Origin of the sequence: Desulfonatronum sp. SC1, assembly GCF_003046795.1 — a bacterium.
GTDB lineage: Bacteria > Desulfobacterota > Desulfovibrionia > Desulfovibrionales > Desulfonatronaceae > Desulfonatronum.
Map to the genome: position 1 here is coordinate 34,295 of NZ_PZKN01000015.1, position 20,109 is coordinate 54,403.

Annotated in this window: 10 protein-coding genes; 1 reads left to right on the top strand and 9 read right to left on the bottom strand. The window is 59.2% G+C overall.

Going from position 1 to position 20,109, the window contains the following annotated elements; genetic code table 11:
• Positions 1-49: 49 nt before the first annotated feature.
• The 6 genes from C6366_RS09725 to C6366_RS09750 all read right to left on the bottom strand — a co-directional run bounded on the left by C6366_RS09725 (position 50) and on the right by C6366_RS09750 (position 13,136).
• Positions 50-916, bottom strand: coding sequence for a DUF305 domain-containing protein (locus tag C6366_RS09725; RefSeq protein WP_107737448.1), 867 nt, complete (start codon positions 914-916; stop codon positions 50-52).
• Positions 917-1,095: 179 nt separating this feature from the next.
• The gene (locus C6366_RS09730) at positions 1,096-2,250 is read right to left on the bottom strand and encodes a hypothetical protein (protein ID WP_107737450.1); all 1,155 of its coding nucleotides are present in this window, start codon (positions 2,248-2,250) and stop codon (positions 1,096-1,098) included.
• A gap of 42 nt (positions 2,251-2,292) precedes the next feature.
• Complete coding sequence (locus tag C6366_RS09735; protein WP_107737452.1) at positions 2,293-11,169, bottom strand: glucoamylase family protein; 8,877 nt, start codon at positions 11,167-11,169, stop codon at positions 2,293-2,295.
• A gap of 305 nt (positions 11,170-11,474) precedes the next feature.
• Positions 11,475-12,581 (bottom strand): hypothetical protein, encoded by a 1,107-nt coding sequence (locus tag C6366_RS09740; protein ID WP_146164814.1) that lies wholly within the window; start codon positions 12,579-12,581, stop codon positions 11,475-11,477.
• Positions 12,547-12,738 (bottom strand): Thivi_2564 family membrane protein, encoded by a 192-nt coding sequence (locus C6366_RS20560; protein ID WP_107737456.1) that lies wholly within the window; start codon positions 12,736-12,738, stop codon positions 12,547-12,549. Before C6366_RS20560 ends, C6366_RS09740 begins: the two co-directional genes overlap by 35 nt.
• A 38-nt stretch (positions 12,739-12,776) precedes the next feature.
• Positions 12,777-13,136: a hypothetical protein gene (locus C6366_RS09750; RefSeq protein ID WP_146164815.1), complete on the bottom strand. Its 360-nt coding sequence runs from the start codon at positions 13,134-13,136 to the stop codon at positions 12,777-12,779.
• On the opposite strand from C6366_RS09750, the gene C6366_RS19290 reads away from it, so the two are divergent.
• Complete coding sequence (locus C6366_RS19290) at positions 13,128-13,397, top strand: hypothetical protein (RefSeq protein ID WP_146164816.1); 270 nt, start codon at positions 13,128-13,130, stop codon at positions 13,395-13,397. The genes C6366_RS09750 and C6366_RS19290 overlap by 9 nt on opposite strands.
• A gap of 483 nt (positions 13,398-13,880) precedes the next feature.
• Here C6366_RS19290 and C6366_RS09755 read toward each other — a convergent pair whose 3' ends face one another.
• From C6366_RS09755 to C6366_RS09765, 3 genes are read right to left on the bottom strand one after another with little or no spacing between them, the layout of a single operon-like run.
• The gene (locus tag C6366_RS09755) at positions 13,881-14,558 is read right to left on the bottom strand and encodes a response regulator transcription factor (protein ID WP_107737460.1); all 678 of its coding nucleotides are present in this window, start codon (positions 14,556-14,558) and stop codon (positions 13,881-13,883) included.
• Entirely contained in the window at positions 14,527-16,683 is a 2,157-nt protein-coding gene (locus tag C6366_RS09760) for a PAS domain S-box protein (RefSeq protein WP_107737462.1), read from the bottom strand. The genes C6366_RS09755 and C6366_RS09760 overlap by 32 nt, the downstream gene beginning before the upstream one ends.
• Positions 16,658-19,876, bottom strand: coding sequence for a chemotaxis protein CheB (locus C6366_RS09765; RefSeq protein ID WP_107737464.1), 3,219 nt, complete (start codon positions 19,874-19,876; stop codon positions 16,658-16,660). Before C6366_RS09765 ends, C6366_RS09760 begins: the two co-directional genes overlap by 26 nt.
• Positions 19,877-20,109 lie beyond the last annotated feature (233 nt).

Genomic DNA, 20,109 nt, shown 5'->3' on the forward strand with positions numbered 1-20,109 from the left:
CATGGATGATCATTGCTCCGTTGGAGCACTGTTGACCTTGGAAGTTTCTTCATTCCTGGATGTGGCAGCCTTTGCAGTCGACAGGTCCAGTCGTTTTTTCCTGACGTCTTAACTCCCGATGGCAGCCGATGCAGAGATCATGGTACGCCTTTTCAAAGTACCTGATTTCCCTTCTTTGCTCGGGAGTCTCTATGACAAACATGTCGTGGCAACCGGCATCCTTGCAACCCTGGTTTATGTCGGCACCTTCCGAAGTGTGATGACATCTGACACACTCGAAAGCCTCATGCTTGGGGTGGAGGAATAATACGTATTTCTGTTTGGCCTCGATCCCTTCGGGTTTATGGATCATAAGGGCCAAAGCGGCCTCGCCGCGCCACTGCTCCAGCCATTCCCGCATTTTTTCGATCTCCAGGGTCTGGGTCGCGACGATTTCCCTGGCCACGGTTTTTACTTCGTCATGCTCGGCCAGGTTTTTATCCAGGAAATCTTGGGCCATGCGCACGGCGGCGCGGTGGTGCTTGATCATGTCCTCAAGGAACACGATGTCCGCTTCTTCCGCGGACAGCCCCTCCAGGTCCCGCATCATGGGCTGATAGGCCGGTTGCCTGGCCGGGCCCGGATACCATTGCTCAATCCATTTCCGCATCATGGCGATTTCCTCGGCCTGCACGTCCACCACCGCCTTGGCGAAGTCGCGCATTTCCTGGCGAGCGGTGATGGTCAGAATCTGGTTGGCGCTGTCCACTGCCTCCTGGTGGCGCGGAATCATTTCCACCAGAAATTCCAGTTCACTGTGTACTTGGTGCATATGTTCGGAATGCATCGCATCTTCCGCCCCGTGCAGGCCGACGGCGAAAAACATGGTCAACGCGAGAAGCGGCACCCAAAATATCGGCAAAAAGCATGCTTTCATCTCCTACCTCCCTTTCCGTATTGGGGATGGTTCAGAACCGGTTTGACACGTAAAACATGGAATCGCGGTTTGATGTAGGGGCGGGCCTACGTGCCCGCACGGGACTAACAGGGCGACCACATAGGGTCGCCCCTACGCGAATAGAGGCGAATAGCGAAAGGCTTGCCGTTTCCCGCGTCTCAATACCTGAAGATCGCGGCGGCTCCGGTCTTGGTCGGCATGCGTTCGGTGGGGACGATGACGACGAGTCCGCCCTTCTTCAGGGCCAGTTCCCCCAGGTCGTCGAGCACGTCGTCAACCTGCGGGTGGGACAAGTCGCTCGGCTCAAGATCGCCCGTCGCGGCGTTGAGTCGTCCGGGAACGACCCGGTCGGCATCGATCAACAGGGTGGCGACCCGCCCTTCCAGGCCGGCCTTGGCGATCCGTGACGGGTCGTTGCTGCCAAGTCCCTCGGTCCATGCCTTGTCAAACTTTTCCACCAGATCGGCCAGGCGCGCCAGATATCGCGGCTCCACAAGCCGCCAGGCGCGCTTGCGGAGTTCATCGATGGACGGCAGGGCATCCGGGTGGATATCGATGCTTTCCGGAACCAGAAACGGATTGCGGCTGAGTTCGTGGAACATATGGTGATGCTCCGGCAATGAGGCCAGGATCAGCGCCAGCCCCGATGTCCGCGAGTGGTGTTCAAGGATCGCCTGGTCAACGGCCCGGAAAAAGCGCCGGGCGTCGCTGTCCACCTCGGACTCTTTACTGCCGTGGCCATGGTACATGGCCGACTTCCCCCCGCCCACGCCGCCATATGAGGCCACGGTCTGATGCTGCTCGGTCAATTCTTCTCCCAGGGCCTGGGTCAACGTCCTCGGGACGCCCTGAGCCGGTTCGATCTCGTCCAGAGCATCCCGGTTGCCCTCAAAAAGCCTGATCGCCTGCCGGTTCACGGCGAGAATCTGATATCGGTCGGCCGACTGCAGGATGCGCAAAAGCGGCTTGATGTGAAAGCTGTCCGCCACGACGGCCAATTCAGGGACCGGTCGCTGCAGGTTGTAGACCCGGAAAAAGCCTTTCGCGCCCAAGATGGCCAGCCCGTCAAAGGTGTGGTTCCAGAAGGGAGTTTCGGCGGACAACGCCCAAAAGGGTTCCAGCAGTGGTCGGATCTCCGCATTTGGGAATCGTTGCAAAAGCGACTCCTCCAGCGCCTTCACGAGGTTTTTGAACCGGATCCGGTCCTGCTTGCTTTCCGGGTGCCCCCGGTGCGTCGGCTGGTAGAGTGAAAGACAAGGCGGTCTGCAATTGTCCCAGATCACGGATAAGTCGTCTTTTTCTAACGTGTCCATGGTATCTCCTGTTTTATAAATGATCGCGGTCAACGCGGTTTCTCAACGGCATGCCAGCACCACTTCCACCACGTGATCGTGGCCGTCATCCACAAGGGCCACGGCCAACTCCCGTTGCACCACCCCGTCCACCGTAACGGTGGCCGCTTCGTCCTCGTCGGCCCGTTGCTGTCTGACCGTGATCCGGTAGTTGGTTTTCCGAAAGCGGTAGCGGATCGTGAACGCGTCCCACTGCGCGGGGAGGCAGGGTTCGAAGGTCAATGTGTTCGCTTCCATCCTTAATCCCAGCAGGGATTCCATGATCAGGCGGTACATCCAGGCGGCCGATCCCGTGTACCACGTCCATCCTCCCCGGCCCGTGTGCGGCTCGACACCGTAAACGTCCGCCGCGACCACGTAGGGTTCGACCTTGTACGTTTTCACTTCCTCGGCGGAATTCCCGTGGTTGATGGGGTTGATCATGGCGAACAGTTCCCAGGCGCGGCGGTTGTCGCCCAGCGCGGCAAAGGCCATGGTCGTCCAGATCGCGGCGTGGGTGTACTGTCCGCCGTTTTCCCGCACGCCTGGGACGTAGCCCTTGATATACCCCGGGTTCAACGCGGATTTGTCGAAAGGCGGGTCCAAAAGCTGGATCAGGTTGTCATCGCGGCGAACCAGATATTTGTCCACGGCTTCCATGGCTGCCCGCGAACGCTCCTCGTCGCCCATCCCGGACAGGACCGACCAGCTTTGGGCTATGGAGTCGATCCTGCATTCCGGACTTTCAGCGGAGCCGATGGGGGTGCCGTCGTCGAAAAACGCCCGGAGATACCAGGCTCCGTCCCAACCATGCCGCTCGATGTTTTGGCCAAGCCGGGCAGCCTCGTTTCGGCATTGTCGCTCAAAGACCAGGTCGCCGCGCAGCCGCGCGATCCCGGTGAACCGGCTCAGCACCTCGCACAGGAAAAACGCCAGCCACACGCTTTCCCCCTTGCCTTCGTGGCCGACCATGTTCATGCCGTCGTTCCAGTCGCCGGTTCCGATCAGGGGCAGACCGTGCTCGCCGAACCGGAGCCCTCTCTGGATCGCGCGCACGCAATGCTCATACAGGCTGGCCGTCTCTTCGGTCCTGACCGGAAGATCATAGTAGGATTCTTCTTGATGACCCAGCTGACGGCCATTGATGAAGCGGATCGTTTCGCCCAGGACTCCGGTATCTCCGGTGCTTTGGACGTAGCGGCAGGCGGCCAGGGGCAGCCAGAGATAGTCGTCGGAACATTTGGTGCGCACCCCTCTGCCGGTTGGCGGGTGCCACCAATGCTGAACATCGCCTTCGGAAAACTGGCGTCCGGCGCAGCGAAGCAGATGCGCGCGCACCAGAGCCGGCTCGGCATGGATCAGGGCCATGGAGTCCTGCAACTGGTCACGGAAGCCGAACGCGCCCCCGGACTGGTAGAAGCCGCTGCGGCCCCAGAGCCGGCAGGCGATGGTCTGGTACAGGAGCCAGCCATTGGCCAGAAGATCCACGGATTTGTCCGGTGTTTCCACCTGGACGGCGCCCAGGGTGTGATTCCAGTATCGCCATACCGATTCCAGCTCCTTGCGTGCCGCAACGGAGTTCCGATAGCGCCGCGCGAGACGTGCGGCGTCGTATTCGTCCTGCCCGGCGCCGAGGGTGAACACGATCTCCCGGTCTTCACCGTCCTCCAGATCAAAAACAACATGCATGGCCGCGCAGGGATCCAACGCGGCCCCGACTCTGCCGGAGAGGTGGGACCGGGTCATGGCCGCGGGGCTGGCCAGGGTTTTGTTGCGGCCGATAAATTCGGTCCGGTCCGCGCTGACCGTTCTGGTGGCATGATCCACGTTAAAGAAGGCCACCCGCCTGCTGAATTCGGTGTTGTACGGGTTGCTCGCCAGAATCGCGCCGCTATCAGGGTCGATCTCGGTGCTCACGTGCATCCCCGTCTTGGAACGCACATCCCCCAGCACCCACTCGACGAATCCAGTCGCCGAGAGCCGCCGCGAACGGCCGCACCGGTTGCGCACCTTGAGCACCGTGAACTTGACCGGAGCGTTCATGGCCACGAACACCCAGACTTCCGAAGAGATGCCGCGCTCCGTATGTTCGAACACGGTGTATCCGAAACCATGCCGGGTGACGTAGGGAGAAGCGCCTTTGACGGGGTGCGGCATGGGAGACCAGAAATGGCCGCGATCCTCGTCGCGCAGGTAAAAGGCCTCTCCACTTGAATCCACGACCGGATCATTGTGCCATGGGGTGAGGCGGAATTCGTGGGCGTTCTCGCTCCAGGTGTAGGTTGGGCCGTTTTCCGAGACAATGGCTCCGAAATCCGGATTGGCCAGCACATTAACCCACGGTGCCGGGGTGACCTGCTCGCTACTGGTTGTCATGACGTACTCATGACCATCCGGGGTAAATCCTCCGATTCCATTGAAGAACAGGAGATCCTCACGCGGCCGGGCCGCGACCGTGGACGGCAGGGGGCGAAAAATACGGGTCTGCGCCAGGGCTGGAATTTTCGGCTGATCACGGCCGACGCGGTTCAGCTGATCCGCGAGCGTTCCGCGGCTGTCGCGAATGACGACCCGGGCCAGGGCCTGGAAGATGATCCGGTCTTCCTCCGAAATTTGATCAGCGTTGCGCACGAACACCTCACCCGGGCGATCCGCCCGCTTGCCATGCACTCCGGCGGCGATAAACCCCATGATCTGGTCGTGCAGAACCTGCCGATAACCGGCATGGTCTTCATTGATGATCACCATATCCACGTCCAGTCCTTTGAGACGCCAATAGGCATGGGCCTGGACGAGCTGGCGGACCAACTGGATGTTCTCCCGATCCTCGATCCACAGCAGGACAATGGGCAGATCGCCGGAGATGGAGTAGCCCCAAAGGCTGGATTGTCCCCGAATATTCTTCATGATCACACTGGAATCGGCGCGCAGCCCGGAATTGGCGTAGAGTACCGAGGCCGCAAGCCGACCGTAGAGCTGCGCGTCGGCTTCCGTGGCGTTGATCTGCTGCAGGAGCACCTGGCTATGGGTCCAAGCCAGTTCAAAAACGCGGTCCACAAGATAGCGGTCCCGGTATTTGCCCACCAGGCCAGCGCAGACATCACGGGATTGCGCCGCGCCGGTGATGATGTTCACGGTTGCCGATGCTTCCGGGTCCAGCGTAATTTGACAGCGAATGGCCACGATGGGATCCAGGACCGGCCCTTCGCCGCCCGAAAGGGGCGCCATGTTGTGCATGGCTTCGGGAGCGGCCGGGGTGTTCCCGCGACCGACAAACCGCGACCGGTCGGTCTCATAGGACATCTCGCCCATGTCCGCGCCGTGGACGGCCATGGCGTGAAACATCCACGGCGGCTGCTCGTCGGCGAACCGGGGCCGCCGGGTGGCGATGATCGCGCCCTGGGTTCTGATGATCTCGGTTTGGACGAAGAGATTGCTGAAGGCTGGATGCGCCGCGTCGGACGCTGGCGATGCCAGAACGACTTCCGCATAGCTGGTCACTTCGATGGTTCTGCGGATATTGGATCGATTGGTAATGGTGATCCGGCGCAGCTCGATGTCGTCCTCGGGTGAAACGGCGATCTCCGTATGGGTGTCGATATCCTCGTCCCTGCGGCGGAACTCGACCCGCCCTTCGGAAAAAATGGCTTCGTAGCGCTCGGTCGGCTTGAGCGTCGGCTGGTGCGCCGTGGACCAGAAGACGCCGCTGGACATGTCCCGGATATAGCAGAAGCTCCCCCAGTTATCGCGGGTGCCGTCCTCACGCCACCGGGTCACGGCCAGATCTTTCCAGCGGCTGTACCCGCCGCCTGCATTGGTGACCATGACGTGATATCTTCCGTTGGACAGGAGCTGCACCTCGGGGATGGGCGTATTCGGCGTCGTGGAAATGCGCAGCGGCTTCTCCTTCAGGGAAGCCGAGGCCTTCCGGGACTCGGAAAGCTCCGAGATTTGCGAGTGGTATGCCGTGGCCTTGGGCAGTCGCTCCTGAAGCAGCAGCACGGTTGCCTGGAACATGGGATTCGCCTCGAACCGTTTTTGCATGGGTTGGTCCAGCAGCAGATGCGTCAGGGCGAGCAGGCTCATGCCCTGATGGTGGGCCATGTAGGATCGAACCACGGCGTTGGTCCGCCCGCGAGGCAGATGACTGGGAGTGTAGTCAATGGCCTCGTAGAATCCGTATCTGCCTTGAAAACCACGGGACGAAAGATCCTCGAGATTGCGACAGGCCGCCTCGGGCGCCACCATGAGCGCCAATGCCGAAGCATAGGGGGTGATGACCAGATCCTCGGCCAGCCCGCGTTTCAGACCGAGACCGGGCACCCCAAAAGCCTTGTACTGATAGTTGAGCTGACTGTCGGTCATGTTGTAGCCGGATTCCGATATCCCCCAGGGAACGCCGCGTTGCTTGCCGTAGTCGATCTGCCTGGCCACGGCCGCCTTGCAGCTTTGGTCAAGAATCGTCTGATCGTAGGAGGGCATCACCAGCAGCGGCATCAGATATTCAAACATGGAGCCGCTCCAGGAAAGAAGAACCGACTTTCCTCCGGCAATGGTCAGCAACCGCCCCAGGGCGAACCAGCTCTCCTGGGGAAGTTGGCCCTGGGCAATGGCAACGAAACTGCTCAACCGCGCTTCCGAGGCCAGCAGATCATAGAAGCTTCCATCCCTGCGCCCCTCGCTGACGTTGTATCCGATGGCCAGGAGACGACGCGTGTCGTCGTACAGGAAGTCGAAATCCATGTTCCGGGCCAGTTCCTGGCAACGGTGCGCAAGTTCTTCCAGGCGGGCGATGCTTCTCCCGGCACGGAGACTGGACTCCATGATCAACCGTTCAAACGTGTCGAGCCATTGTTTTTCCTCCAGCGTCCCGCTGCTTCGGCGCATCTCCTCGATCAGGATCGGCACGTCGTCATCGAGGCAGGCCAGTCGGCGCAGCGTGGGGATATCCTTGAGAGAGGGGATTTGATCAATAATTTGATTGGCAATTTGCCCGGAAAGCGACGACCCGGCCCAGGGCGTCAGCACATTCAGCTCATCGAACGCATCCCGGCATTGTTGCTCAAGGGCCCGCGCCCACCACGCGGCTTCGCTCTCAGGGTTGTCTTCGAAGCTCAGGACCACCTCCTGGGCGGATGAGGCCAGCCGCCCGAGGCATGTCTTCAGGTGCCCAAGGGTCTTGCCCGGCGGGCTCGCGTTTGGCGGGCTCGCGTTTGACGGGCTCGCGTCCGGCGGGGAAGACCGAACGAACTCCAGGTCTTGCATGAACCCCGTCAGCTCGGCGGGCATGCTCTCACTCGCGACATCCATGAGCACCATGGCCGTATCGGCGATTCCGTCGAGCAGTCGTTCTCCCGTGAGCTTCTGGTCGGGAAGCGCGAGCAAGCCTTCCCGCAAGGTTATCAGGCTTGCCGCCAGGTTCCCGCTGTCCACCGACGAAACGAACATGGGCAGGAGCGGTGTATGGGTCTGGGTGTCGTACCAGTTGTAGAAGTGCCCGCGATGCCGGGACAGCCCATCCATGGTGCCCAGGGTGTTCTCCGTGCGATCCATGAAGCGCCCGAGGGTGATGTAGCCGAAGTCCCGGGCCGACAGATTCGAAAGCATCGCGAACCCGATGTTGGTGGGCGACGTGCGGTGGGCCACCGCCTCGCGCGGTGCTTCCTGATAATTGTCCGGGGGCAGCCAGTGGTCTTCGGGGCCGACGAATTTCTCGAAAAAGGCCCAGGTCTTGCGGGAAAGCTTGCGCAGGAAGACCAACTGATCATCGGTCAACCGGACTTTCCGGGGCCTGATGGGCAGACTGATCCACCAGACAATCAGGGGAGAGACGAACCAGAGGATCAGCACCGGCAAGGCAACCAAAAGTGCTTCCGGCAGTGCTCCCGGCGAGACTATTGTCTGCATCGTCCGGGCCTGAGCGAGATACCCCGTCACGATCATGGCCGTGACCGGGGCGACCCACATCTCACGATACGACGCGCCAAGAGTTGCCAGGCCCGACGCTGTTCCTGACGGTGTTCGTCCCGTCCCATGGGCCAGGCCCGGCGGGTTCCATTCCAGAAGGCCCCGACCGGATACCCCCATCCGCCACATGGTTCGCAGGATGGCGGCACCGTTGGCGGCCGCCTCATACGGCAGGCAGAGCAGCGTGAAGATGGACTGGGCAAGGCATCCGCCAATGGCCTGGACCGCGCTGGCGAGGTGATGGCTCATCAGGGCATGGCTTTTTGTATTGAAAAAACCCATCAGGCAGTTGATCAGGGCCGGAACCAGCACGATGCCGATGACCACCGCGGTCCAGAACCAGGGCGAGGCCGAGACGGTCCAGCCGAACACGAGCAGAAGGGTCAGGGCCATGGGCACGAGGCTGCGCCGCAGATTGTCCAGGATCTTCCATCTGGACAGGAATGAGAGCGCATTTCTCGTGAATTTCGTCTTCGGGCCGGGAACGCCCGGGAACAGCCAGCGCAGAATCTGCCAATCCCCACGAATCCAGCGTATACGGCGGCTTACGTCCTCGCTGTAGCGCGCCGGATACTCTTCGAAGAGCTGCACGTCGCTGATCAGCCCGGACCGGGCATGGCATCCCTCGATGAGATCGTGGCTGAGGATCTGGTTCTCGGGAAACCGATCCCGGAGCGCCTGTTCGAAGGCGTCAACGTCGTAAATGCCCTTACCGATGTACGATCCTTCGCCGAAAAGGTCTTGATAGACGTCCGAGACAACCCCGGTATAGGGATCAATGCCGGCGTCGATCCCGAACATGCGGGCATACCGGGATCTGTTCGTTCCCGGCAGGCTGACGGCCACCCGGGGCTGCAGGATGCCGTATCCGGACACGATGCGCCCCTTGTCCGCGTCGTATCGGGGACGGTTCAAGGGATGGGCCATCGCGCCCACGAGCTGCCATGCGGCATCCCGCGGAAGATCCGTGTCCGTGTCCAGGGTGATGACGTACTTCACGTCCCGCAATACTCCGAGATTGCCGACGATCAGCGAGAAGCGGGACCCCACGCCGTTCTCCAAACCCTGCTCCAAATTGCCGCCTCGGCCGCTTCGAAGCAACGCATTCAACGCCGCGAGCTTGCCCCGCTTCCGCTCATGGCCCATCCAGATTCGTTCCCGAGGGTTCCATTGCCGGGGCCGATGAAAAAGAAAGAAGGCGTCGCCACTCTCTTTGTATCTCTCGTTCAACGCTTCGATGCCTTGTTGGGCGAGCAGCAACAACGGTGCATCCCCGGCGACGGTCTCCTGGTCCGCGTCCAGGAAGTCGGTCAGCAGGCCAAAGCGCAGGTTCTCCTCCGGTCCGGCCAGAAATCGGACTTCCAGGGCATTGATCAGATCCGTGACATTCTCCGGACTGGAAAGCATGGCCGGGATCACGACCAGCGTGGCCGAATCGGGAGGAATCCCCTTGGAAAAATCCATGCGGGGCAGCCCATGCGGTTTGGCAAGACGTGTCGCGACAAGGTTGACCAGCGCTATGGCCGGTTGGCTGACCGCCAGCAGGAACACGGCGGCCACGAACCAGAACAGCACGCCGTCCAATCCGTCCGCGCGGGTCTTTGCCAGCAAACCCGCGGTAAAGACCCCCGAGAGGAGCAGAATCGAGCCGAGATACAGGAGCAGGGGAAAACGGCGACCAACTCCACGCAGCTTGTCCAGGACCGTTGATCCGGGCCGGACCCGGCCTTCGAGCTGGGTCCGGCCGGCATCGATGAGGTAGAAGCCGACATGGCCGGTCCGGTTGTCGCCGTCCGCCTTGGCAGCGCCTTTTCCGGCCAGCTCGATGGCTGCACGGGCCACTTCCATTTCGGTGAATCCGCCTTTCTTGGCGATCTCCTCCACCACGTGCCGGTATTGATCCCGGGTGTTGAAATGCATCCGGTCATGGATTCCGGCCGGATCTCCTTGCAGGATGCGTTCAACAGGGCTCAGAGCCTCCACGAATTCACGCCAGTCAATGACGCTCAAAACGCGCAGGCCGGCGATGCTGTTGCTGATGGAAAGTTGATCAGCCGCCTGCTGCTGGTTCTCCGATTGCACCAGTTGATCAATGGTCAGGCGGGATTCCAGGAGTTGCTGCTCGACCCAGGCCAGAGGCAGTGCGAGCGCGGGACCTTGGCCCTGGAGGCGACGAGCCAGCTCCGCGACAAAGGAACTGACCATGGGCGGAGTCGACCTGGCCATGTCGGCAACCCTGAGGATCAGATTATTCTGGTCATTTTGGGCTGTCTCCAGAATTTTGTCGGCCCATTGACCCGCCAGGTCGCGGTCGGCCCGGTTCACGGCAATTCGGGCGGCAATCCGTCTCAGATTCTCGATCAGGGCCAGGCGGAGCATGATCGGAATGGCCCACAACTCTCCCAGACGCAGCGGCGTAACCGTCTGGTAGGCGGCGACAAAACCGCTCAGGCTTTCCAGATCCACCCGCCCGTCGCCGTGGGCGATGGTCTCCAGGGCAATGTCGTACACCCGGGGAAGCCCTCTGGACGGGCCGTCCTTCAGCCGGGGAAGCCTCTTGGCGTAGCCCTTGGGCAACAGCTTCCTGGCCACCAGAACCTGTTCCTCGATCAGATAAAAGTTGTCCAGCAGCCATTCCCCCGCCGGAATAATCACGCGGTTGGCCTGCACCACCTCAGTCAGCAGATCGCGAACCTCGAAAAGGACCCTCTCGTTCTTGGCAAGCCTTGCCAGCAGGCGCTCCGGAACATGCTCCGCGCCCAAGGCATGCAGGCCCGCGAGGATTTTACCGTGCTCCTCCATCTGGGAAGTACTGAACAACTCGGAGCGCAACGGCGCTTCGTCGTCTTTGTTCCCCTGGATACCGGGAACCCCGCGCAAACGCCCCCGGAGCTGTACTGCTTTCTCGATAAGTGTCGCCTTGGTCAGCGTCATGGCACAAACATCCTTGGCTGAAACCCCTGAAACAGAACAGGGGCGGTTTTCCAACCGCCCCTGTGAACATCGTTCGCGACCGTCCCGCGAAAACAGACGTGTTGCTTTTTGTAACTGACGGATAATACCATTTCTCATTCAGCGATTCTCTATCGGCGTCGCTATCGGAATCGCTATCGGGGTCGAAGTCAGGCTATGCGCATTCAAACATCGTCGATTCCGATTCCGACTCCGACCCCGATAACTGCTTTTTCTCAAGCGAATAACGCATTATCGAATCAGAATTGGTATAAGAACCGCCCCCTTTAAAACTGATAACGCAAACCTCCACCGTAGCGAACGTAATCGTTAAAATCGTTGAGATCATCGAGTCCGATACGACCTTCGACAAACAAGGAAAGGTTGCGCTGATACGCCTCCCCGTAAATCCGGTAGCCCGCGTTCACGATCATATCCGCGCGGTCCTTCCGGCTGGAATGCCAGAATCCCATACCGCCTCCGATGTACATTCGATCGTAGTGGTAGCTCGCGGTCAGATCGGCCATGAACGAATCGGTGTCGTCGTCGCCTCTGATGACCGGGGCGAAACCAATCATGCCCAGAAGGGAAAAATGCTCATGAAAGCGGTAACCGTAGCCGACCCGCATCAGCAGATAGTTCGCGGGATCAGGCTGATGCAGATAGCCGAGATCGACGACGAAATTCCCGCGCTTCAGGACCGGATCCGTCCATGGAGTGTCCGTGGTCGTGGCCGGGGCGGGAGCCGCGACAACCGGCGGCGGTGTCGGTGCCGTGACAACGGGAGCGGGAGCGGCGGCGGGCAGGTCGCTTGACCGAAGCAGAGAGACGTTGCCGCATATCGTCGGGACCACGAAAACATGGCGCTTTCCGTCTTTTTCGACGACCACCCGATATGCCGTGAAAGGCTCTTTGCCGGCCCAGATCACGTTTTTCATGACCTCGACGCGTTGCCCCTTTTTATAGATCATCCACTGCAGTTGTTCGCCAATGGGCACGTTGATTTTTTCAATATTGGACTGCTCGACCTGAATCACGAAATCGTCAAACAATGCAGAGGCACCGGCCGTTGCAAAACCTTTCTTCAAATCTGGAAGCGTCTCTTTGACCATATCCTGAAATTCGCCGACCGTTTGCAATTCAGGTTTGAAAAACGGACTCCGGCCCAATTCCTTGAGTTGCGTTTGGGCCTGAGCCACACCGACAACACCCAGCAACACGAATAAAGCCACAAGCCATACGCCCAACTTCAAAACGCGTTCCATTTCCTTTCCCCCCTTTTTGTTGATGATCACATTTCCGTGCCGAATCAAACAATTTGTCCGGCACGCACATCTCGGCACGCTATTTTGGTCGTTATCAACCTCCGACTCGTATCCCTGACAAAGACCCAATTACTCCGAAGACACTTAACAACCAGATTACAACAGCAATGACCACGACGATATTCAGAATTTGTTTAATTTTTCCGTCCATTGGAATGTAGTTGTTGACCAGCCAGAGAAGTACGCCGACGACAACCAGAATAATTATTAAATTTATTAAGGGCATTCCAATCTCCTTTACTGTTTTCAATGTTAACAGTCCGTTCAAAATCCCCAAGCCTGGGCTGAATTCATGCCAACGGGAGCGGAGAGGGGCAGAGCGACGATCCGGGCCAGCCCAAGATTGCCGCACATCGCCGGGACGACAAAGACGTGAAGGTTTTCATCTTTTTCCACGGTCACCACGAAAGCCAAGAAGTTTTTTTTCCCCGCTCTGACCACGTTCTTGATGACGTCAACGTTTTGTCCCTCAACGAACATCATCCACAAGAGATTTTTTTCCGGGAGCACCTCGATTATTTCAATGTCGGCCTGTTCGACCCGGCTCACGAAACCATCAAACAAGTCGTTGGCTTGGGCCACGTCAAAACCCTTTTCCAATCCCGGGAGCTTTTGTTGGACCATTTGCTGGAAATCACCGATGGTCCGCAATTCAGGTTGAACAAGCGCATTCCGGGCTGGTTGATTCGGTTTTTTTTGAGCCTGAACCGCACCGACGACACCCAGCAGGAAAAAAGCGGCCGCGAACAATATGCCCATTCTCAAAATGCACTTCATGGCTTACCTCCTTCTGTAACGGCTGTGGGCATGGAGTTGGACGGACCGCTGGACGCTGGACGGACTTTTCGTCGTCTCATCTGTTTCAGCTTTCAGGACGGAGTGTAGCTTTTCCCTAAGCCGTGTCTGTAGGGAAATCGCTTAATTATACCGAGGAAAAACCCTGGAAGATGGGAGTATCTCCCGAGTGGAGGCGGGAGTACGAGAGTTGCGGGGCAGGTGCGTGCGGGGGGGGGTACGTTCTCTGATCGTGCCCAGGGGGATGTCGAGTTAGGAAGCGAGCAAGATTAACCTGGACAGTATGGCAGTTATTCCCGTGTCGCGTTTGACCCTCCGTAGGGGCGGCCCTTGCGGCCGCCATGGATGGTCGCGGCAATGCGGTACAGCAGCAATATACCAGCATTCCATTTAATTACGCAGATTCAGGGCAGGCGCAAGGCCTGCCCCTACGGTAATAATTGCCAGAAAAAAATCCTAAGATATCATTGTATTTTCATCAAACTGTTCAACATATTTTTGCTTGACTCCTTAGGTCTTTTTCAACACGCGGATCGGGGAAAAGAGATTGTGAAGCAAGCGGGTGGGCCGGGTTCAATCCTTCCACTGGTCCACATCGATCAGCCCGATCCTGACCGCGTAGCGAATCAGGTCGATGGGCCGCCGGAGTTCGAGCTTGCGCATGATGTTGACGCGGTGGTTCTCGACTGTTTTCGGGCTGATGGAAAGCCGGTTCGCTATTTCCTTGGCCGTTTGCCCTTCCGCCAGCAGCCGCAGGATCTCCTGCTCGCGGGAGGTCAGGCTCCCGTAGTCGCCATTGATGACGACCGCCTCCCCATCTGGAATTTTTGAGATTTTCAGGATCACTTCACGGGATAACGAACCGTCCAGGAAAAATTCCCCGTTGGCCACGGCTTCCATTGCTTTCAGGAGTCCCTCGCCGGCGGATTCCTTGACCATGTACCCCAGGGCCCCGGCTTGGAAGGCCTTGGTGATGTAGTCTATTTTGGAATGCATGCTGACAACCAGTATCCGCGTTTCGGGCCGAACGCTTTTCAGGTCCCGGACCAGATCGATGCCGCTTTTTTCGGGCAGGGATATGTCCACCAGGGCAAGATCGGGCCGCAATGCCTTGGCTTGCTGAAGCCCCTCCTTCCCGTCGCCGGCTTCCCCGACCACCTCGAATGCCGGGCTTCGATTGATAATTGCCTTCAGACCTTCCCTGTAGAGCGGGTGATCATCAACGATCAGCACTGTTTTTTTCTGAGTCATGCAGTTTCCTTTCATGGGGGAGTTCGACCAGGATTTGCGTGCCTTTTCCCAGTCGTGAGCGGATGCGCATCGTGCCCCCGAGCAGAGTGGCCCGTTCCCGCATGCTATGCAGGCCCATGCGCTTCTCCGCGGTCGCGCCCGCCATCCGTTGCACCGGATCAAAGCCGAGGCCGTCATCTTCAATCCGCAAGATGATTTTCGGAAAGGATGCCACCATCCTCACGACAACCCGCCTGGCCAAGGCATGCTTGTAAATGTTGTTCAGGCTTTCCTGGATCAGCCGGTACAGATTGATCTCGGCATCGAAATCAAGAGACGAATCCTCCATGCCCGTAAAGCTCATGTCAACATCAAGCCCTGTTTTCTCGGAGAAATCCTTGCCATATTGCGTCATGGCCCGCACGAATCCGAATTGATCGAGACCTGGGGGACGCAGTTCATAGGCCAGGTCCCGGACAACCATGATGGCCTGTTGCGTAAGATTGGAGAACGCCGTCAATTTCTCCAAAAACACCGGACTCTGAATGAGGTGCTCGCGTCGCAGGGAATCAAGGCCGATTTTCAAGGTTGAAAGATCCTGCCCCACGCGGTCGTGAAGCTCGCGGGATATCATCAGGCGCTCGGCTTCATGGGCCCTGATGAGCTGTTGGGAAAGAGCATGAATGCTCCGTTGAGCGCCTTTTTCCTCCGTAATGTCCTGAATCTGGACCATATATCCGACCACGGCATCGCCCATGCTCATCCCCAGCGGGGTGATCAGCACGTCCAGATACAGCTCCTTCGCTCTTGTTGGATCGAACATGAAGCCATCCGCGGATTTTGGAAAATCAACAACGACCTCCTCTCGGATCGCGTTGCCAGCCAGCAGTCTTTCTTTCGTCTCACTGCTCAGCAGAGGGTCGTCAAAGAGCGATGTTCCAAGGATTCGGGTTGGGTCAGACATTCCGTAAATTGTCAAATAGGATTTGTTCACTCCGTACATAAGGCCGTGCGCATCATAGACCGCGATGCCGATGGGCGACTCCAGAAAAATATTCTTGAGCTGTTCGTCGATCTCCTTCAGCACCTTTTCGGAGTGCATCTGAGCGGTAATATCGTCAAGAAAGCTCAGGATGGCCGGCCGGTCGTTCCATTCGATCAGTATCCCCTTGTTTCGCAGCCATCGTATTTGCCCCGCCTTGTCAATCACTCTCGCATTATATGCCTGTGGCTGCACGTGTTCCCGCATCGCCAGCGTATGATATTTCATGACCATCGCGGCATCGTCCGGATGGACAAAATCAACGATGGGCAAACTGGCTAATTCTTTCCTGGTATATCCTGAAATATCCTCGAACTTGGAATTTGAAAATTTAATTTCGCTATCTTGCGTGACGATAATACCTTCATTCGCGTTTTCAACCACGATACGGTAATTTTCTTCGGTTTTCCGCAATTCCAGCTCGATCTGACGACGCAGAACAATTTCCTCCCGGAGCTCCAGGTTTGCTTTTGTCAATTCTCTGGTGCGGACCTCGACCCGCTCTTCCAGTTCCAGGTTCGCGGCCGTCAGCTCCTCTTCGAGACGGGCACGCGCGGTGATGTCCATGACCGCGATGCGCAGATGACTGGAATTCGGTGCGTCATCAACCACGGCCTCGGTTTGCAGTTGGGCGTGGAATCGCGTGCCGTCCTTGTTCACAAGCACAAGTTCGCAAACCTGCTTGTCTTTGGACGCAAGCACTTTTTTTCGATGGAAATAGAACGTATCCTGTGAGCTGGGCGCGATGAAGCGGGAAAATCGTTGCCGGATCAAAAACGCCCTTTCAAGGCCCAAGAGTTCCGCGCCGACAAGGTTGACCTTCCTGATCAGATTTTTCTCGTCCAGGCAAAAGTATCCGACAGGGGCAAAATCATAGAGTTCTTGGTATTTGTCCCGGGACTGTTCAAGAGCCGCCTGTGTTTCACGCAGCTCCTCATTCTGGATTTCCAATTCAATCTGATGCACGCGCAGTTCATGGATCAGCTTCTGAACATCCTCGCCAGGAGCTATTTGGCCCCCCTGGAAATCCCCGGCCAGTTGCTTCTCAGCCCTGGCTCGGAGTTGGCTGCTCTTTTGCTCAGCCCGAGGCTTGGACTTTGTCATGGCTTCCTTCCTCTCCTTGACTGCTTTCCCTGGGGCGTTCGGGCTGCGGCGTGCGCGTGAGCCCGGTCAGGTCGCGCCAGACGCTATACAGGACCGTTTTGCCGCGTTCGCGATGGACGGTCATCGTGACCTCGACGGGAACGGTTTCGCCATCCAGCCGGGAATACAGCCAGTCGAAACGCAGCCTTTTTTCGGACAGGCATTGGGCGAGCAACTCCCCGGCTTTTTCCCGTGAAAGGCGGCCGTCGGGCTGACGCTCCGGCGACAGGCCGACGGCACTGGCCGCCAGCAGTTGGTCCCGGGTCATGCCCAGCAGGTCCAGGGCCGCCTGGTTGCAGTCGACAAAGCCCAGGTCGCGGCCGTTTTCCGCGATTTCAGCGATTGCGTGAGCGTCCGGCGACAATTCGTACAGGATGCGGTATTTCAGCTCGAACTCGAGTCGCGCCTCCTGGGCCTGCTTGCTCTCCGTGATGTCCACGAAGGTAATCACCGCGCCCTCGATGACGTTGTCCAGCGTACGGTAGGGCAAAATGCGCATGGAGTACCACTTGTCCTCCGCGGTCCGCACCTGTTCTTCTTTGGGGATCAGGGTGTCCAGCACGGCCTGGACGTCCTGGGAAAGGCGGCCGTAGTCTTTCAGATTGGAGACGATGTGGCCCACGGGCCGCCCCACATCGGAGAGGATCAGGTTGATGAGGCGGGTGGCGGCGGGGGTGAAGCGCAAGATGCGCAACTGATGATCGACGAACACTGTGGCGACGCCCGTGCCGGCCAGCAGGTTGTTCATGTCGTTGTTGGCCCGGGACAGGTCGGCCACTTTGGTCTGCAGCTCGGAATTGACCGTGACCAGTTCCTCGTTGACCGATTGCAGCTCCTCCTTGGAAGTCTCCAGCTCCTCGTTGGTGGACTGCAACTCCTCGTTCACCGACTGCATCTCTTCGTTGGAGGACTTGAGTTCCTCGTTGGAGGTTTCCAGTTCCTCATTGACGGCCTGGAGGTATTCCTCCTTGGCCCGCAAGGCCTGTTTGAGCGCCGTGATGCGGGCATCCACGGCGAGCTTGTCGAGCCCGTCACCGCTCAGGTCGTCTTCCAGGCCGCGGTCCTCGGTCTGGACATCGCCCGCCGAGCTCTGATCTCCGGCCTCCGGTTTCTCCGGCACGTCCTGCAGAATGACCAGAAACAGAGACGGCTTGTTGGCGGCGGGCTTGTCCCGCGCCAGTTCGCCCATTCTCGGGTCCACCGGACGCACGGTCAGGTCGACCGTGCGGAAACTGCCGTTGGTCTTCACGCGCAGGCCCGGCAAGCGCACGGTTTCCAGAGTTCCGGCGGCCTTGTTCAGGGCAACGGTCAAATCATGCTTGAGCCCTTCACGGGCCATTTTGATGATGTTGCTCACACCGGCCTCGCCCGGGGCCGGTTCCAGGTACATGCCGGTGCGACCGTGCAGATAAAGGATGTCGCCGTCGGCGGTGACCAACGCGCCGGCCGGAACGACCTCTTGCAACAGCGCTGTTTCGGTCAACTCGCGCAGCGGCAGTTTCGCGGGCACCGTCGTGCGTCCGGCGGATCGAAGCGGAACCTCCTCCATCGTCCCGACCATGGGCGGCAGGAACCGACCCAGGGCCGCGCGCTGTATGCCGTGAAAATTTTCCCTGCGCTGGTAGATCTTGGCCTTGTTGGCCAATCCGACAAAGAGATCCGCATGCTCGCCCACGGTCTCGGAGGTGCCCAGAAAGAGAAAGCCGCCCGGGTTGAGGGCGTAATGGAACAGGGGGATCAGCTTCTTCTGCAATTCACTACCCATATAGATCATCAGGTTGCGGCAACTGATCAGGTCGAGCTTGGAAAAAGGCGGGTCCCTGGTGACGTTCTGTTCGGAAATGATCAACAGGTCGCGGATGTTCTTGCGAATGCGGTAGGCGGGCGGATTCCCCTCCGCGTCGCCGGGTTCCGGCGTGAAAAACCGCGCCAGCCGCTCCGGCGTGATGTCGGTGCCGATGCTGGCCGGATAGATGCCGGTACGGGCCACGGCCACGGCCTGGCTGTCGATGTCGGTGGCAAAAACCTGGAGCTTGAAGCTTTTCCGTTGCTCCTCCAGATGCTCCCGCAGGAGGATGGCCAGGGAATAGGCCTCCTCGCCGGTGGAACAGCCCGGCACCCAGACGCGGATCGTCGCACCCGCCGACCGACCGGCGAAAAGCTTGGGCACGACCAGCTCCTGGAGGGCCTTGAAGGCCGCTGGATCACGGAAGAAACTGGTCACGCCGATCAGCATGTCCCGGAAAAGCGCCTCGGTTTCGGTCGGCGTCGCCCGGATGAACTTGACATAGTCGTCCATGCTTTCGATCTGCTGGACGGCCATGCGCCGCTCGATGCGCCGCTGAACCGAGGAGGGCTTGTATTGGGAAAAGTCGTGGCCCACCTGGCTGCGCAGGAGCACGAAGATCTTGTTCATCGCGTTCTCGACCCTGGAGGTCGGCGTCGTGGGCTTGGGCGGATGGCCGAAGGCATGGACCGTATATGCGATAAGCTGGGCAGGCATCTCGGCCGGAGGCAGCACGAAGTCCACCAGTCCCGTGGCGACGGCGCTGCGCGGCATGCCGTCGTACTCGGTGGACGCTGGATTCTGGGCCATGACCATGCCACCCTCGCCCTTGATGGCGCGCACGCCCAGCGTCCCATCGCTGCCCGTACCCGAAAGCACGATGCCGATGCACCGCTCGCGTTGATCCTGGGCAAGAGAGCGGAAAAAAAAATCAATGGGCAGTCGCTGGCCGCGCGGAGCCGAGGGTTCCAGCAGCTGCAGGGCGCCGTTCAGAAAGGCCATGTCCCGGCCCGGCGGAATGATGTAGGCGCAGTTGGGATGGACCGTCATGCCGTCCTCGACCTCGAAGACCTGCATCCGGGTGTAGCGCCGAATCAGGTCGGTCAGGATGCTCTTGTGGTCCGGGGCCAGGTGCTGCACCAGCACAAAGGCCATGCCGGGGTCGCCGATCGCGGGCATTCCTGAAAAAAAGGCCTCAAAGGCCGCCAGACCGCCGGCGGACGCGCCGATGCCCACGATGGGGAAGCCGCCCGGAGCGGTTGCCGCCAAAACGTCGGCGGAAGCCTCACCAGCCCCCGGCGGAGTATCGACGGTGCCCTGGGCCGTCGCCTGGGCCGCTTCTTTCTTGTTTGCTTCTTGTTTGGCCATGATATCGCCCCATTGATCATCCGTTCCGGCTTCGACGCAAAATATCCAACCGCTCCAGCACACTGCCTTTATCGGCCGCAAGCCACCTCCCACCAACCACCGCCGGGGGGCAAAATCCCTGTTTGCACCCGACCCTATTCTGATTTACCGATATATGTCCGTTTTTTCAAACAAAGGCAAACGCCGGGGCCAAGGACAACCCAGGGCGGCAAGTTCGCGGGCGGACACTTTCT

Bases quoted from the DNA above. Each gene is read 5' to 3' on its own strand.
- C6366_RS09735 (WP_107737452.1), bottom strand. From the start codon at position 11,169: ATGACGCTGACCAAGGCGACACTTATCGAGAAAGCAGTACAGCTCCGG.
- C6366_RS09750 (WP_146164815.1), bottom strand. From the start codon at position 13,136: ATGGTCCAACAAAAGCTCCCGGGATTGGAAAAGGGTTTTGACGTGGCC.
- C6366_RS20560 (WP_107737456.1), bottom strand. From the start codon at position 12,738: ATGCCCTTAATAAATTTAATAATTATTCTGGTTGTCGTCGGCGTACTT.
- C6366_RS09765 (WP_107737464.1), bottom strand. From the start codon at position 19,876: ATGGCCAAACAAGAAGCAAACAAGAAAGAAGCGGCCCAGGCGACGGCC.
- C6366_RS09725 (WP_107737448.1), bottom strand. From the start codon at position 916: ATGAAAGCATGCTTTTTGCCGATATTTTGGGTGCCGCTTCTCGCGTTG.
- C6366_RS09730 (WP_107737450.1), bottom strand. From the start codon at position 2,250: ATGGACACGTTAGAAAAAGACGACTTATCCGTGATCTGGGACAATTGC.
- C6366_RS09755 (WP_107737460.1), bottom strand. From the start codon at position 14,558: ATGACTCAGAAAAAAACAGTGCTGATCGTTGATGATCACCCGCTCTAC.
- C6366_RS09760 (WP_107737462.1), bottom strand. From the start codon at position 16,683: ATGACAAAGTCCAAGCCTCGGGCTGAGCAAAAGAGCAGCCAACTCCGA.